The following is a 16,306-nucleotide window of genomic DNA, read 5'->3' on the forward strand; positions in this document are numbered from 1 at the left end:
CGTACCATCCTTCATGTTTGCCAGCGATCTTGCGCTTTGCCTGCCCGATGGCAGGGCCTTTAAAACCGATATCGGATATGGCGGCGCGTTTTATGCGATCCTTGATGCCGGACAGTTTGACATGACGATTACGCCTGACAATGTCGGCCGTCTGACCGCCCTTTCAGAACAGATTTGTCAGGCGGTGAATAACAGCATCACGCTTTCCCATCCCGATCATGATGATCTGGCATTTCTGTATGGCGCGATCCTGACCGACGGGCGCGACGCGTTCAGCCCCCAACCAACACGTAATATACGTGTATTTGCCAAAAATCAGGTCGATCGCAGCCCGACCGGATCAGGTGTCAGTGCGCGTCTTGCCATCCAGCATGCCAAGGGCCTGATCAAACCCGGTCAAACCCGCCAGTTTGAAAGTGTGATCGGATCAGATTTTGAGGGGTCTGTCGGGGATGTCACCACGTGTGGCCCGCATGCCGCGATTATCGCATCGGCGCGCGGACAGGCCCATTACAGCGGCAAGGCCAGTTTCTGGTACGAGGATGGTGATGATGTCGGGCGCGGTTTTATTGTCCGCTAGGTCCCTTAGCCCATCTAGGCCGCAGAGCCGATCACAGCAAAAAAGGGATGCCAGATGCGGCATCCCTTTTTAGTTATCGGACTGTATCTTTGCGATATCTTTGCGATATCTGTGCGATGATCGCCTATTCACGGGCCTTGCGCAGGCATTCCATCAGGCTGTCGGCCGAACTTTGAATGTGGTCTGCTAGCAATTCGACCGCTTCGTCGGTATTGCCGGCCTTGCAGGCTTCGAATATCTGATGATGTTCGCGTTCGGCCCGATCAGTTGCACCGGACAAGGCAAGCTGCGCCTGGGTGAAGCGCACGGTGTTGTTGCCGATCATGCGAATGATTTCGAGCGTCTTGGGACGGTTCGATGCCCGGTAAAGCCGGTCATGGAATTCACGGTTAAGCTCGCCCCATTTGGCGACATCCCCCGACCGGAAGGCTTCATCATAGACCAGCAGGATGTCTTCGACCGATTTAAGATCGGCCGGGGTCAGGCGCGGCACCGCATGACGAAGCAATTCGCATTCAAGGAGCTTGCGGACTTCGAACAATTCTTCGATTTCATCAAGCGAAAGCTGGGAAACAATTGCACCCTTGTGCGGCTGAAACGTTACCAACCCTTCGGCATCAAGACGCTGCAAAGCTTCGCGGACCGGAATACGCGATACGTTATATTCACCGGCAATGGCATCCTGTCGCAACTGGAAGCCTGCGGGGAAATCGCCCGAAAGGATACGTGCCCGAAGGTCTTCGGTCACCTGATCGGTGATGGTACGGCGGGTAAATCGCGGTGATGCGGTCATTTCAGCTCTTTATAATCTGTTACCCGAAATCATGGCGTGCGGGTCGATGTGCCGCCCAGACGGGACGAGCCCGTCTGGTAATAGTCATAACGCTGGCCCATGCAAGTCGCAATACAATTGCATACTGTATAATTTCCCATGATCGGGCGAAATACAACAAAGGGGGCATAAAGCCCCCTTTGTCGCAAACGCCATCGCAATCCGATTATTTCACAATGAAACCATGCGCATAGGGATCGCGGTCATCAATAAAGATGGTGTTATAGCCGTGCTTGCGCGCCCAGCCTTCGATGCCCGGCACCACTGCATCAAATTCCCCGACTTTGGTTTTCTCGACCACGGAAACCCGGAATTGTGAGCCGATGATGCTTTCATGTACCAGCTCGTCGGCCGGATCCCACTGCCCCTTGGCGACCAATTGCGCCAGACGGGCCGAGGAGCCGGTGCCGCAAGGTGAACGGTCAATACCCTTGTCGCCATAAAACACCGCATTGCGATGGGTGCTTTCAGGCTGGGTCGGTTTGCCGGTCCACTGAATATGGGAAAGTCCCTTGATATCGGGATGGAGCGGATGAACGAAGGTGTTTTCCGCATTCAGGCGCCGGCGCAATTCCGGGCTGATACGTTGCAGATCCCCCACGGTGAAATCGGCCATATCGCGGAAGTTTTCCTGGGGTTCGACAATCGCATAGAAATTGCCGCCATAGGCAACATCGACCTTGATCGGACCAAGATCAGGGCAATCGACCTCGATATCGGTTTTATAAAGGAAGGATGGCACGTTGGTCAGTTTGACCGATTCAACGTAATCGCCGACCTGCTTATATTCGGCGATCACCAGACCGGCCGGGGTTTCAAGACGCAGACGACCCGGGGTTTTCGGTTTGACCAGACCTTCCTCGATCGCCATGGTCACAGTCCCGATGGTGCCGTGACCGCACATCGGAAGACATCCCGATGTTTCGATAAACAGCACCGCAACATCATAATCATCAGAAGTCGGATCATAGAGGATCGAGCCCGACATGATGTCATGACCGCGCGGCTCGAACATCAGGCCGGTGCGGATCCAGTCATATTCAGCCAGAAAGTGCGCACGCTTTTCGAGCATGTTGGCACCTTCAAGTTTTGGTCCACCGCCTGCAACCAGACGAACCGGATTGCCACAGGTATGACCGTCTATGCAAAAGAAGCTGTTTTTCGCCATTATGGGGCCTGCACTCAGAAGCGATTGATACGATAGGGCGTCATGTCGATCGGCGTTTGCGATCCGGTGACAAGATCGGAAATCAAACGACCGGTGGTCGCCCCCATGGTCAGGCCAAGATGGCCATGACCGAACGAGAAGAAGACATTGCGGTGTTTCGCGCTTTTGGAAATGACCGGTTTTGAATCCGGCATAGAGGGCCGGAAGCCCATCCATTCGGTGCCGCCTTCAGCATTGAGTTTCGGCAGGACTTCCTTGCCCTTGGCAAACAGGGCCTTGGCACGGTCATAGTTGGGCGGGGCAATCAGCCCGCCAAGTTCGACCGCACCACCAACGCGAATGCCCATTTCCATCGGTGTCAGAATGATGCTGTCATCGGCACTGATGATGGTGCGTGACAGTTTGACATCATGATAGGGAACGGTGGTGTTATAGCCACGTTCTGTGTCAAGCGGCACGGGCGAGCCCAGACGTTTGGCCAGCGTTTTCGACCACGCACCGCAGGCAACCACCAGCGTATCAAAGGTAATTTGGTCGCCAGATGTGGTCATGGCCGCACGTGGCTGCCCGTCGCGATAGACGAAATCTGTGACATCTGCGGTCTGGAATTTTCCGCCGCGCTCGATGAAATGCTTATACAGACCGGTCACGATCTTGAAGGGATCAAGCACACGGCCCCAGTCTTCTTCGATCACGCCACACGGGAAGATCGGTGCCAGATCAGGTTCAAGATCCATGATCTCGTCACGTGTGATATCGCGGATTTTAATGCCCTTGCGCCGGCGCAAATCAATGCCGTATTCAGCGTCACGCCGGGTCTTTTCCGAGCGATAGACACCAAGCGCGCCTTCCTTTTTAAAGACTGCGTCATTTAGGCCAGCCTCGGCAATTACCGGCTCGTAATCTTCCCAGACGCGATTAAGGATCGCGGCCAGTTCGGTACTGATCTGTTCAACCCGGCTTTTGGAGCTTGCAGCAATGAAGCGCAAAAGCCAGGGCATCATTTTGGGCAAGTAACTCCAACGGATTGAAAGCGGACCATAGGGATCCATCAACCAGCCCGGCACATTCAGCAGCGTTCCGGGCATCGCAATCGGTGCGCATTCGGAAACCGCAATCCCGCCGGCATTGCCAAAGGAAGTCCCCCTGCCCGGCTCCCCGCGATCAAGAATGGTAACGTCATTGCCCTTTTTCAAAAGAGCCAGACCGACATTCACCCCGACAATGCCAGCACCAATGACGACGGCCTTTTTGCCATCACTTGCCGGAGTGTTGGTATCGGGTTTGGTATTGGTCATTTCGGGGCCTCGCCTGATGTGGTGCGCGTTTGGTTTCTTGTCGTGAAATGGTCGCCAGATGGCAGGAAACTCCCCCATGAATAGCCACGGGGGAGCTTACTGTTTCATCAAACCGACCCTGAATGCAATCACGGTTTTCGGGTGCGAGAGGTGTGATTGCGGTCGTTACAAAGGACCCGGAACGAAGCCCTTAGAGCGACGGGCGCGTGTCGATGGCTTTTTGAATGGTTGCCTTGATGGTTTCGAGCTCTTCCCCCACCAGCGGCAGACGCGGAGCACGCACATGCGGTTTGCCAACGCCGGTCATTTCCTGTGCCAGCTTGATGTATTGCACCAGTTTGGCATGAACATCCATGTGCAGAACCGGGGTGAACCAGCGATAGATTTCAAGAGCTTCCTTGTATTTTCCCTCAGACAGCAGCTTCCACAGTGCGACCGATTCTTTCGGGAAGGCATCGGTGAAACCGGAAATCCAGCCAACCGCACCAAGGACCTGGGTTTCCATGACAAGGTCATCCATGCCACAGAACAGAACGAAGCGATCACCACAGGCATTATAGATGTCGGTGATACGACGCGGGTCGCCCGAGCTTTCCTTGATCGCGACCAGGTTTTTGACATCGGCAAGCTGATTGAATTCTTCGGGCTTGATGTCGATGCGATAGGCACCCGGATTGTTATAAATCATGATCGGCAGCTTGGTTGCATTGGCAACCGTGCGGAAATGTTCGATATTTTCGCGCGGATCGGCGGTGTAAACCATGCCCGGCAGCAACATCAGGCCATCGGCACCGATTTTTTCGCATTCCTGGACATAGCGGATCGCCGCCCGGGTGGAGCTTTCGGCAACACCGGAAAGAACCGGAATGCGGCCCTTGGTGACTTCCACAGCAAGCTTCAGAACGGCGACTTTTTCTTCGGGATCAAGGGCAGTGTTTTCACCAACCGACCCCAGCATCACCAGACCGTCAACGCCTGCCTCGATCAGGGCTTCGATCTGTTCTGCGGTCATATCAAAATCGATAGAGCCATCTTCGTTCATCTGGGTTGCAACGGCGGGGAAAACGCCAGTCCAGTTTACCTGCATGGGAAAGTAACCTCCTGATATGTCGGGATAATTCACCTACCCCGCCATGAATGTTCAAACGGTTTGATCATGGGATCAAATGCAATTCATGTATATTGTATACAAAATTAAAAACACAGGCGCAACGAGATTCTTCCGCAAAAAGAAAAGGGCCCGAAACCGGGCCCTTTGGATGGTGGTGATGTCTGAATAATATCAGGCAAAGAATGGCAATTTTTGAACCCGCGGCGGCATCGTTTCGCCGGTCACGACAGCAAGTGTTTTGGCAATGATCACGCCATCGCACAGCTCATTCTCCACCAGCTTTCTGGCGGCCTTGCCAAATTCTGCGCGTTTTGCGTCATCTTCCATCAGCGTTTCGATGGCATTGGCCAATGCGTTTGCATCTCGTAGCGGTACCAGAATTCCGTTTTCCTGATCGCGGACAATTTCGCGACACCCGGGCACATCGGTTGCAACCATCGCAAGCCCGCAAGCTGCGGCTTCGAGCAATGCCTTTGGCAATCCTTCGCGCCAGGACGGCAGAACAGCAAGATCCGCATCGCGCAGAAGCGACGCAACATCGCTTCGTTTACCAAGCCATTCAACAAGGCCATCTTTTTGCCAAGTGACAAGATCAGCCTCATTCGCACTGTCGGGATTGGCCGGATCAACATCGCCAACCAGAAGAATACGGTAATCACGACCGCGGGATTTAAGCATGCGGGCCGCTTCTATCAGTTCTGCAAGCCCCTTTGACCACAACATGCGGGCCACAAAAATCGCCGTTTTGGGATTACCGGGCGCCTTATCAGCCGGGGCATATGCCGAAATATCAACACCAGATCCCCGCACCAGACTGACACGGTTTTCCTTAAAACCGAGCCCCTTCATCAGGGCAAGATCATCCTGATTTTGCACGATTATATGAACAGAACCAAAGCGGGCATAAACCCGCAAAATCATCGAGACGATGGCACGAACAACCGTTGCCTTGGCCCCACCCGAAACGAACAGAAAGCCAAGCCCGGTTACCATATTGACCGACCGCCTTGCACCAACCAGCATGCCGGCGCATACCGACAGAACAACACATTGAATGGCAACATTGACGATCACGTCCGGGTTTTCGCGACGGATCAGACAAGCCAATGCCTTAACGGTTTTAAGCGACTTGAGCGGGCTTAGCCCGCCACGCGCAATCGGAATATTGATCACGCGGAAACCTTCGGCACGCAGGGCCTCGGTCGCAGCCCCGGTATTGCACGCAACGACAACCTCGTCACCACGCACCAATGCCGCCCGCCCCAATCCGATCCGGTGCGAGACGAAAGACCAGTCTTCAGCACAGACAATCATGGTTTTGCGGCGGGATTTGGGTTTTCTTGTCGCAAGTAGCGCTTCACGGCGCAACAGCGCCAACGACAATGACAACAGGAAGACCCCGAACCACCATGACGTCCAGAACGAGTAATTGAACAGTCCGGCAAACCAGTATGCGGCCAGCATCATGAGCGGCAAAGCCGCCGCCCTTAGCCCGTTGCAATACACATCCGTGATCGCGGTCTTTGCAATTAACAGCACCAGCGGCACAACGACAGCAAGCCCCACCAGCCCGACTTCAAGCCAGATTTCCATGAACCAGCTATGGGGATGTCCGGGCAACACAGATTGACTGGATGTTCCCGCCATTTCATCGGCACCGGGAACCCAGGGCGATGCATTGATCCCATAGCCGATCAGGGGATGATCAAAGACGTGGCTAAAGGCAAATTTCCAGATCATCTGGCGGTGAATATCAACAAGCCAGGTCGGCAGATAGGTGTCAAAGCCCATCAGGCTGCTTGAATTGCTTGTCACCCCGCTCAACCATGTCAGGGCAATGACGCAAATACCGGCCACTCCGACCAACACACCGATTTTAAGGACGCGGGACTTGATCAGAAGCACCGCACAAAAACCAACCGCACAGGCCGCAGCCATCATCGCTGCCACATTGGCACGACCATGCGACACCTCAAGGATCGGAAGAATGCAGATTGCCGCCAGCACCGAAACATATCGACGCAATCCCTTATGGTCGACGGCATCAATAACCAGCATCATCGCCCCGAAAATCAGGAAACTGCCAAGCGGTTTAAGGCGACGGGTGATGTCAAATGCAAATTCCGGTTCACGCAGCGCTTTGAGCGACAATAATTCCGGATACACAAGAATGGAAAACATGCAGTAACCGACAACTGCAACCGCACCATATATACATGCATCCCACGCAAGCCGTGCTTTTGGTTCGATCAGGCGCATCAGATACCAGATACCCGCCATCATTGCGAAACGCCCTGTCCAGGTTTCAAGCGATTTTCCCGGCATGATTGAACAAGCAGCAGACACGAAAAAGGCCGCCAGTGCCGCGCAGACAAGCAAGCCAATAGGCGTCGCAATATCGGCACGCATTTTGCGCCAGGCTTCACCATGATCAGCAGATGCAAGTGCCGCAATCAGCGACAGTCCAAGTCCGATCCCCAAGGCCGTCCGCCCAAAGAAAAACAGCGGTGCAGAAAGACCAAACAGGATAGCGGCAAGGCCAAGCACAGTGTCGCGCCAATGCCGCGCCGGGACAGATTGTTGCATGATAAGCGGTTCCAAATTGAAGTCTGCCATCTTGCTAAACCCGCACCGTGCCCGCGTCAATCACGGATCGACCAACCCGGCCCGCATGTGGTTTAATCTTCCCAACGATATTCAACCTGTTATCGAAAAAGGATGATCATGGCAGAGATGAAAGCCCTGTTGCGATTTCCTGGCGAGCGCAAAGTCGTCCTTGCCGACTGCCCGGTTCCAATCCCGGGTGACCATGACATCCTTGTTCAAACATGCTTTAGCGTCATCAGCCCGGGCACGGAATTCACCCAGGTGCGTCAGGCAACAGCACCGCTGTGGCAAAAGGCATGGCAACGCCCCGATCTTGTTGCACTGACGTTGAAATCAATGGCAACCAGCGGTGCAAAGGCCACCGCTTCGCGCGTCACCAATCAGCTTGGCCGTCCGATGCCATTGGGATATTCGGCAATCGGGCGGATAGAACGCATTGGCGCCAAGGCTGACGGCTTTTATCTTGGCCAGCGGGTGGCGATTGCCGGAATGGGCCATGCCAACCATGCCCAATGGAACCGTGTTCCGGTCAATATGGCCTGCCCGGTTCCCGATAGCGTCCCGGACGACAAGGCGGCCTTTGCCACCCTTTATGCTCTTGCACTGCATGGCTTGCGACAGGGGCAAACAACCATTGGCGACAAGATCGCGATTATCGGTGCGGGGCTGATCGGCCAGTTGCTTTTGCAAGCGGCGCGCGCACCACCATCATCGAACCAAATCCGTTGCGCCGGCAATTTGCACAGGAAAACGGTGCCCATGGCGGGGTCGATCATTGCCGCCACGCACCCGACAACAGTTTTGATGCTGTTTATATCTGTGCTGCCGCGCGCGGCATGCATGCATTGATCGATCAGGCAGCACGCATGTGCCGGGATCGCGGCACAATCATTTGCGTTGGCGATGTCAATATCAGTGCCCATCGCAAAACCCTTTATGACAAGGAAATCTGCATTCATCAGGTCCGCTCATACGGGCCGGGCCGCTATGACCCCGCTTATGAAGAACTGGGCCATGACTATCCGCTGGGCTATGTGCGCTGGACAATCAAACGCAATATCCAGGCCGCCCTTGATTTGATGGCGGATGGCAAACTTGATCCATCCCCCCTGATCACAAGCAAGATCGCCTTTGCCGATATCGCCGATCATTTCGCAAAAGGTCCTTCGCAGGATCAACTGGCGACACTGGTAAGTTATGACATCGCATCGCAACCGACCGAGCAAACCCCGCCAACCGATCCCCGGGTGCGCTCGATCCCAAAGCTCCGTCAACCTTCCAAGCAACAACCACCAATTCGCAAAGCAAGCCCCGTGACCCTTGGCCTGATCGGCACCGGAAATTACCTTGGCAGTCAGTTGGTCCCGTATCTGAAAAACTGCGGCAATGCCGATATTGTCGCATGCTGTTCCCGTGACGGGCTTTCTGCGATGGCGGTTGCCCGCAAGTTCGCCAATGCCCGTGCGCTGACATCTGCCAACGAGATTTTCGAAAACCCCGCGATCAACAGCGTCATGATCGCCACCCGCCATGACAGCCACGCAGCCCTTGCCGCCGACGCACTGAAATCCGGAAAACATGTCTGGCTTGAAAAACCGATTGCCATAACCCGCGACGGGCTTGCCCTTTTGCAGAATTGCCAGTCGGTAATGGCGCCTGATGCGATCTTTATGGTCGGGCATAATCGCCGTTATGCTGCCATGACCGCAAAACTGAAAGACGCCCTGCCCGACGGGCCAAAGCATTTCCGTTACCGGGTGCGCGTCACCCCGCTTGCCGATCGGCACTGGCTGAACAATCCGGAACAGGGCGGGCGCACAATTGGCGAGATCACCCATTTCATTGACCTGATCGCCAGTCTGAACCGGACCGAAATCAGCGATATCCGTTGCCAGTGGCTTGATCGCAGCACCGGTGACAGCATCTGGACAATCCGGTTCGAGGACGGATCACAAGGTGACATCAGCTATCAGCACAGCACACGTCGCGAACCCAAGGAAATCCTTCAGATCGATGCACCGGGATTTGATGCGCAACTGACCGACTGGCGCAAACTTTCGATCAATGGACGCACCGTGATGCGCACATATTTCAGTCAGGACAAAGGCCAAAGATCGGCTGTTGAAACCTTTGTCGATGCCATCGCATCCGGTGGGCAGGATCAGCTGATGCCAAGCCTTGAAGATGAAATCAAGCTGATGGCACTCGTGATCAATGCCGCCGGTTATTGATCAGAAGGCGCCTGCATAAAGTACAATCAACGGCAAGGTGATCATGCTGATCACGGTGGTAATCAGAATGGTCGTGGCTGACCGGTCGATACAGACATTATAACTGCCGGCAATGATCGCCACATTCGCCCCGGATGGCAGCGCGGCCACCAGAGTCAGAATGGTCAGTTGCAAGGGCGGCAGATCAAAGATGAAATGCCCGACCGAAAAGACCAGAAGCGGCTGAACAAACATCTTGGCCACCGTACAGAGCAAGCTGGCACTCAGATTGCCGCGCACCGACTGCCCGTAAAGCCCCGCACCGACCAGCAAAAGCGCAATGGTCGGTCCGGCTGTGCGGAACCGCTCAAAGGTGCCGTCGATCATTTCGGGCATCCTGATCTTAAGCAGGGATGCCAGCACACCCAGAATAATCGCGATGATGATCGGGTTTTTCAAAACCCGCAAAACGCTGCGCAGGACTTTCGGCAACCAGTGCCCGTCACCGCCACTGCGCGATCCTTCGACGATCATGATCGTCATCCCCAGAAGACTGAGCGGATGGATCGACAAAATGATCAGAACCGGCACCAGACCTTCTTCGCCGTAAACGGCCTGCACCAGCGGAATGCCCAGAAGAACGATATTGGAAAATACCCCGCCCATCGCGGTCACAGCGGATTCATCGGTTCTGGCCTTAAGCCACAATCGCGCAATGACAAACACCACCGCAAAGTTCAAAAACACACCGGAATAATAGCTGCCCCAAAGGCGCAAATCGAAATGCGCACTGATGTCGGATTGCGACAAAGTCTGGAACAGCATGGCCGGGATAAAGGCATTCATCGCTATTTTGGCAAGGAACGGAATACCCTGACGGGAGATGATCTTGATATGGGTCAGCACAAAGCCGCACATGATCGTCAAAAAGACAGGACCAACTTTTCCAACGATCAGATCAAGCATATTCCCCCCGGCATCCCTGTAAACAAGGCGCGATAACAGACCCCAAATTCCATAAATCGCGCAAAAAGAAAGGACGGCATCAGCGATACCGTCCTGAAATAGTACAAAGCAATTTAAATGCTTACCAGCGTTACGGCACGAATGCCGGACAATGCAGCTATGCGCGTCAGGCCTCGGGATCGGTTTGAACCCGACGAACCGCATCCTTCCACCCTGCCAAAAGACCATCGCGGCGCGATGTTTCGATCTTCGGCTCGAAACTGGCATCCAGATGCCAATTGGCCGAAATATGATCTAGATCGCGGTAAATCCCGGCCTGAAGACCGGCAAGATAGGCCGCACCAAGGGCCGTGGTTTCGGTGACTTCGGGCCGTTCGACCGAAATGCCCAAAACGTCCGACAGCATCTGACACAGCCAGTCATTGGCAACCATGCCGCCATCAACACGCACCGCCTTGGGCGACACACCATCTGCCGCCATGGCTTCGAACAGGTCAAATGTCTGGTAACAAACACTTTCAAGCGCGGCACGGACAAATTCACGCGGGCCGGTATCACGTGTCAGACCAAAAATCGCCCCGCGCGCATCCGGGTCCCAATAGGGTGCGCCAAGTCCGGTAAAGGCCGGGACAAGATAAACCCCGTGATTGTCATCAAGGGACTTTGCCAATCCTTCGGTTTCGGCCGCCGATTTGATGATGCCAAGACCATCGCGCAACCATTGCACTGCCGCCCCGGCGACAAAGATCGCCCCTTCGATGGCATAGCTTGTCTTGCCATTGATGCGATACCCGACCGTGGTCAAAAGACGGTGCCGGGATGTTACGGCCTCCTCCCCGGTATTGAGGATCACAAAGCAACCGGTGCCATAGGTGCTTTTGATATCGCCCGGCTCAAAGCAGCATTGGCCAAAGGCCGCCGCCTGCTGATCGCCCGCCATGCCCAGAACCGGGATTTCGGCCCCGAACAGATCGGGATCGGTTGCGCCAAAGTCGGCCGCACAATCCTTGACTTCGGGCAGCATGGTTTGCGGCACCCGGAAGATTTGGCAAAGCGTATCGTCCCAGGCGTTTTCGCGAATGTTAAACAGGTTGGTGCGTGCGGCATTGGTGGCATCGGTCGCATGGGATTTACCACCGGTCAAACGCCACAAAAGGAAACTGTCGACCGTGCCGAACGCAAGATCACCCTGCTCGGCCCGTGCCCGCGCGCCTGATACATGGTCAAGGATCCAGGCAACCTTGGTGGCCGAAAAATACGGATCGATCAAAAGACCCGAACGTGCATTGACCGCATCCTCAAGCCCCGGATCACGTTTTTTCAAATCATGACACAGCGACGCGGTGCGGCGGTCCTGCCAGACAATGGCATTGTAAATCGCCTTGCCCGTTTTGCGGTCCCAGACAACGGTGGTTTCACGCTGGTTGGTGATGCCAATCGCTGCGACCTGTTTGATATCAACGCGTGCCAATGCCTCTTTGCAGACGGCAACAACCGTGTTCCACAAATCTTCGGGGTCATGTTCGACCCAGCCGCTATTGGGGAAATGTTGGGGGAATTCCTGTTGTGCGACGGAAACGGATCGGCCGTTTTCATCAAAAACAATCGCACGTGAACTTGTCGTTCCCTGATCAATGGCAAGGATGTAACGCGTATCGGTCATTTGTGTTTTCCTCCCGAGCCGGCAGTTTCCCTGCCCTCTGACCCTGCATGATGCCATGCGTTCTGCCCGTCTTTGCGATCGGGCGGTTGGCTTTATCGCTCTATTTAGAAAAAAATCGCACCAAAAAACAATTCGTTTTCGAAAATTTTTCACCGATTTTCTGGCATAGCCCTGTTGGGTGAGAGCCTATCACACGTTGCATGTGGCAAAAATGACCGGTTTTCGCGCGGCACGCGAATTGCAACAAATCCGGCAAGAATGAATTCCAACCGGCATCTTTTTCCCATGGAGGGCTCTTATGGGATTGTATGACACATTGCTAAGCGTCACCAAAACCGCCTATAGCGCCAAAAGTGCGGCTTCGCAGGGTATGACGATTGCCTCGAACAGTCAGCCGCTTCCTGATGACGACAAGGAAGAAAATACCGAGCTGGCCTATATCCGCGAACACGGCTTTACCACCTATGTAAAGGAAATCGAGGAACGCAAAATCGAAGAATTGCGCGCCAAAATCCTTAAAAGCATGGGGCTGGACGAAGAAGCACTGGCCAAAATGGATGCCGAAGATCGTCAGGCGGTCGAAAAAACCATCGCTGATGCCATCGAACAGCAGCTTAATGGCAATACACTTGCCAATGCGGAACTCGGTAAAAATGACGGCAAGGAATCCGAAAGCGAACGCCGTGACCGGATGCAGGCACAGATCGCCTTCAACCCGCGCATGTTTGATGTCTTTACCGAACTGCAATCGGAACTGCCGGCCGGATCGTCACAATCCATCACCGGCGAAGAAGACGATCCCCAGACATCGGGCGCACGAAAAGATCTGTTTTCGGCCTGATCATCCCGGGCGACAGACCAGCAAAATCACAAACGAAAAGGGCGCTGCGATTTGCAGCGCCCTTTTGCTTGCGTGCTCTGTCCGGGATCAGTCGTCGATCCCGCCAATGCAGACATATTTGACTTCGAGATAATCCTCGACGCCGTATTTCGAACCCTCGCGGCCAACACCGGACTGTTTGAAACCGCCAAACGGTGCGACCTCGGTCGCCATGACGCCGACATTCACACCGACCAGACCGCTTTCAAGTCCTTCGGCCAGCTTCCAGATGCGCGAAATGTCACGCGAATAGAAATATGACGCCAGACCAAATTCGGAATCATTGGCCATTTCCAGAACTTCGTCATCGCTGTGGAAACGGATCAGGGGTGCCATCGGGCCAAAGGTTTCCTCGCGGAAGACCGTCATGTCACGATTGGCATCGGCAATCACCGTCGGCTGGAAGAACGACCCGCCAAGTTCATGGCGCTTGCCACCGGTCAAGATGCGGCCACCTTTGGACACAGCATCGGCAACCTGGTTTTCAACCTTTGCCACCGCCTTTTCATTGATCAGCGGACCAATGACCACGCCGTCCTCAAAACCGTTACCGACCGGCATTTCGGCGACTTTGGCGGCATATTTTTCGGCAAATTCGTCATAGACCGCATCATGGACAAACAGACGGTTCGCACAGACACAGGTCTGACCGGCATTGCGGTATTTCGATGCAATCGCACCTTCGACCGCGGCATCGATATCGGCATCTTCACAGACGATGAATGGCGCATTGCCGCCAAGTTCAAGGCTGATTTTCTTGACCGTATCGGCACATTGACGCATCAGCAAACGCCCGACCGGGGTCGATCCGGTAAAGGTCAGTTTGCGGACTTTCGGGTTTTCGGTCATTTCCGCACCGATTTCGACCGCTTCACCGGTAACAATCGACAGCAGCCCTTTGGGAAGGCCGGCACGTTCGGCCAGGATCGCCATGGCCAGTGCGGAATAGGGCGTTTCCATTGCCGGTTTGACCACCATCGCACAGCCAACGGCCAGTGCCGGGCCCGCCTTGCGCGTGATCATTGCCGTCGGGAAGTTCCACGGCGTGATCGCGGCACAAACACCGACCGGCTCTTTCAGAACCATCACACGGCGGCCTTCGGCAAAGGTCGGGATCACGTCACCGTAAATACGTTTGCCTTCTTCGGCGAACCATTGCAGGAAGCTTGACGCATAGGCGATTTCGCCTTTGGCCTCGGCAAGCGGCTTGCCCTGTTCGGCGGTCATGATGGCACCAAGATCATCCTGATTTTCCATCATCAGGTCGTACCATTTCATCAGAATGGCCGAACGTTCCTTCGCCGTGCGCTTTTTCCAAAGCTTCTGGGCCTTTTCGGCAACATTGACCGCATGGGCAACCGCATCGCGGCCAAGGACCGGCACAGTGCCAAGCACTTCACCGGTGGCCGGGTTGGTGACCTGTTCGGTTTTCCCGTCTGGGGCATCGACCCATTCCCCGCCGACATAGGCCTGCTGGGTGAAAAGTGACGGGTCTTTAAGCGATATCATTTTAGTGCCTCCGGAATTCTTTATTGGGAGCAACTCGATCGGATATCCCACATCTAGTCTGCTCCGGGATCAATGCCACATCTTCGCGAGATATTTCTGCCTTGGCAATCGCAAACAACCATGATCACGCCCTTTGCCAGAAGATTGCAACCGATCCACCATTGACCGAATCTTTTGGCAGAAAATGCGATATTTGGCCGTCTCCCCAACCGGTTGCGATCAATTTCACCGGCCGGCTTGGCGTCACACCCTGCCTTGCAAAAACAAGGGGACGGAAACCGCTTTGCGGTTCCCGTCCCCGATTATCATCACGACTGTCCGCGAAACGCGGTCACAGTTTCACGCGATCCGTTATTCCGAAAGCGACCCGAAATATCCCGGCTGATAGTCGATTGGCAAAAAGCGATCGTGCAGGGTTCGGAATGTTTCATCCGGATCGACATCGGCAAACATGTCCGGATGGAACCATTTTGCCATCTGCTGAATGGCAACGAACTGATAGGGGCTGTTATAAAACTGATGCCAGACGGCATGAAACGCCCCGGTTTTCTGTGCCGCAATGCCAAGATAGGCCGGCCGTGTCGGATAGAATTTCAGTTTCTGGCGAATTTCATCGCGATCCGCACCCGGCCCGACCGGGACCCATCGCCCACCCGGTACGTAGGCATCCCACATTGCACTGGTGATGATGATATGATCCGGGCTTGAAACAATCACCTGTTCGGCGTTGATCTGACCGAATGTTCCGGGGATCAGGTCCTTGGCGATGTTATTGCCACCGGCAAACTCGACCATCGCGCCGAAATTGCTGTTACCAAATGAGTGGCAGCAATCCTCATAGAACCCGGCAGCACGGTCGATGAAAACTTTCGGGCGTTGCGGGTTTTCCGCTGCCAGCCGGTCTGTGATCTTGGCAATCTCAGCTGCGCGAAAATCGATAAATTCTTCGGCACGATCTTCCTTGCCAAACAGCTTACCAAACAGGCGGATCGACGGTTCGGTATTGGTTTCCGGATCATTGCGGAAATCGACATAAACCACCGGGATATTCAATCCGCCAAGTTTTTCGATATAGGCCGCTTCTTCGACCGCGCGCTTGGTTTCAAGATTAAGGAAGACGATATCGGGCTTCTGGGCGATGGTGGTTTCAATATCAATCAGGCTTTGTTCCAATCCTTCAAAGGCCGGAATTTTGCCAAATGCCGGAAACTTTTCCAGATAGGCCTGATAGGTTGCCGGATCGGCTTCGATCAAATCCTTGCGCCAGCCAACAATATGTTCGGCCGGGTTTTCACGGTCCAGGGCGGCAATGATATAAAGTTGACGTCCTTCGCCCAAAACAGCGCGTTTGACCGGTACGGTAACGTCAACCTGACGCCCGGCAATATCGGTTACGGTGATGGTTTCGGCCATCGCCGAATGATACAGGCTCATGGCTGCAATCATCGCAATGAACCACTGAACCGTCATTTTCAGCTTCAT

Annotated in this window: 13 protein-coding genes (1 of these 13 running past the window's edge); 4 read left to right on the forward strand and 9 right to left on the reverse strand. The window is 54.6% G+C overall.

The window, feature by feature from the left end:
- On the forward strand, positions 1 to 580 hold the 3' portion of the coding sequence (locus SIB88_RS15875) for a proline racemase family protein (RefSeq protein ID WP_412558516.1). Its footprint begins 491 nt before the window's first position; 580 of the gene's 1,071 nt are visible here — the last part of the coding sequence; its start codon lies beyond the left edge, outside the window; it ends in the stop codon at positions 578 to 580.
- 124 nt (positions 581 to 704) lie between these two features.
- Here the strand turns inward: SIB88_RS15875 and SIB88_RS15880 are convergent, their stop codons facing one another.
- The 5 genes from SIB88_RS15880 to SIB88_RS15900 form a co-directional block, all read right to left on the reverse strand.
- On the reverse strand, positions 705 to 1,373 hold the full coding sequence (locus tag SIB88_RS15880) for a GntR family transcriptional regulator (protein ID WP_068518476.1): 669 nt from the start codon (positions 1,371 to 1,373) through the stop codon (positions 705 to 707).
- A 205-nt stretch (positions 1,374 to 1,578) separates the two neighbouring features.
- The gene (locus SIB88_RS15885; protein WP_101247366.1) at positions 1,579 to 2,580 is read right to left on the reverse strand and encodes a 4-hydroxyproline epimerase; all 1,002 of its coding nucleotides are present in this window, start codon (positions 2,578 to 2,580) and stop codon (positions 1,579 to 1,581) included.
- Between the two features lie 14 nt (positions 2,581 to 2,594).
- Positions 2,595 to 3,878, reverse strand: a complete 1,284-nt coding sequence (locus SIB88_RS15890) for an NAD(P)/FAD-dependent oxidoreductase (protein WP_412558517.1) — start codon at positions 3,876 to 3,878, stop codon at positions 2,595 to 2,597.
- 190 nt (positions 3,879 to 4,068) lie between these two features.
- A complete protein-coding gene (locus SIB88_RS15895; RefSeq protein WP_068518479.1) occupies positions 4,069 to 4,965 on the reverse strand; it encodes a dihydrodipicolinate synthase family protein in 897 nt (298 codons plus the stop codon).
- A gap of 195 nt (positions 4,966 to 5,160) precedes the next feature.
- Positions 5,161 to 7,575 carry a glycosyltransferase gene (locus SIB88_RS15900; RefSeq protein WP_412558518.1) on the reverse strand — a complete coding sequence of 805 codons (2,415 nt, stop codon included), beginning with the start codon at positions 7,573 to 7,575 and terminating at the stop codon, positions 5,161 to 5,163.
- A gap of 138 nt (positions 7,576 to 7,713) precedes the next feature.
- On the opposite strand from SIB88_RS15900, the gene SIB88_RS15905 reads away from it, so the two are divergent.
- Together SIB88_RS15905 and SIB88_RS15910 are read left to right on the forward strand one after the other, a co-directional pair.
- Positions 7,714 to 8,445, forward strand: coding sequence for a hypothetical protein (locus SIB88_RS15905; protein ID WP_412558519.1), 732 nt, complete (start codon positions 7,714 to 7,716; stop codon positions 8,443 to 8,445).
- 230 nt (positions 8,446 to 8,675) lie between these two features.
- Positions 8,676 to 9,827 carry a Gfo/Idh/MocA family protein gene (locus SIB88_RS15910; protein ID WP_412559384.1) on the forward strand — a complete coding sequence of 384 codons (1,152 nt, stop codon included), beginning with the start codon at positions 8,676 to 8,678 and terminating at the stop codon, positions 9,825 to 9,827.
- On the opposite strand, the gene SIB88_RS15915 is transcribed toward SIB88_RS15910, so the two are convergent.
- Complete coding sequence (locus SIB88_RS15915; RefSeq protein ID WP_068518001.1) at positions 9,828 to 10,772, reverse strand: AEC family transporter; 945 nt, start codon at positions 10,770 to 10,772, stop codon at positions 9,828 to 9,830.
- A gap of 166 nt (positions 10,773 to 10,938) precedes the next feature.
- The gene (gene glpK / locus SIB88_RS15920) at positions 10,939 to 12,435 is read right to left on the reverse strand and encodes a glycerol kinase GlpK (protein WP_412558520.1); all 1,497 of its coding nucleotides are present in this window, start codon (positions 12,433 to 12,435) and stop codon (positions 10,939 to 10,941) included.
- A gap of 298 nt (positions 12,436 to 12,733) precedes the next feature.
- Between glpK and SIB88_RS15925 the strand changes: the two genes are divergently transcribed.
- Positions 12,734 to 13,276, forward strand: coding sequence for a hypothetical protein (locus SIB88_RS15925; RefSeq protein WP_068517986.1), 543 nt, complete (start codon positions 12,734 to 12,736; stop codon positions 13,274 to 13,276).
- A gap of 87 nt (positions 13,277 to 13,363) precedes the next feature.
- Here the strand turns inward: SIB88_RS15925 and SIB88_RS15930 are convergent, their stop codons facing one another.
- Positions 13,364 to 14,824, reverse strand: a complete 1,461-nt coding sequence (locus SIB88_RS15930; protein ID WP_287465855.1) for an NAD-dependent succinate-semialdehyde dehydrogenase — start codon at positions 14,822 to 14,824, stop codon at positions 13,364 to 13,366.
- Positions 14,825 to 15,175: 351 nt separating this feature from the next.
- Complete coding sequence (locus SIB88_RS15935) at positions 15,176 to 16,306, reverse strand: ABC transporter substrate-binding protein (RefSeq protein WP_412558521.1); 1,131 nt, start codon at positions 16,304 to 16,306, stop codon at positions 15,176 to 15,178.

The organism is Thalassospira sp. MIT121401 (assembly GCF_047125595.1).
Taxonomy (GTDB): domain Bacteria; phylum Pseudomonadota; class Alphaproteobacteria; order Rhodospirillales; family Thalassospiraceae; genus Thalassospira; species Thalassospira povalilytica.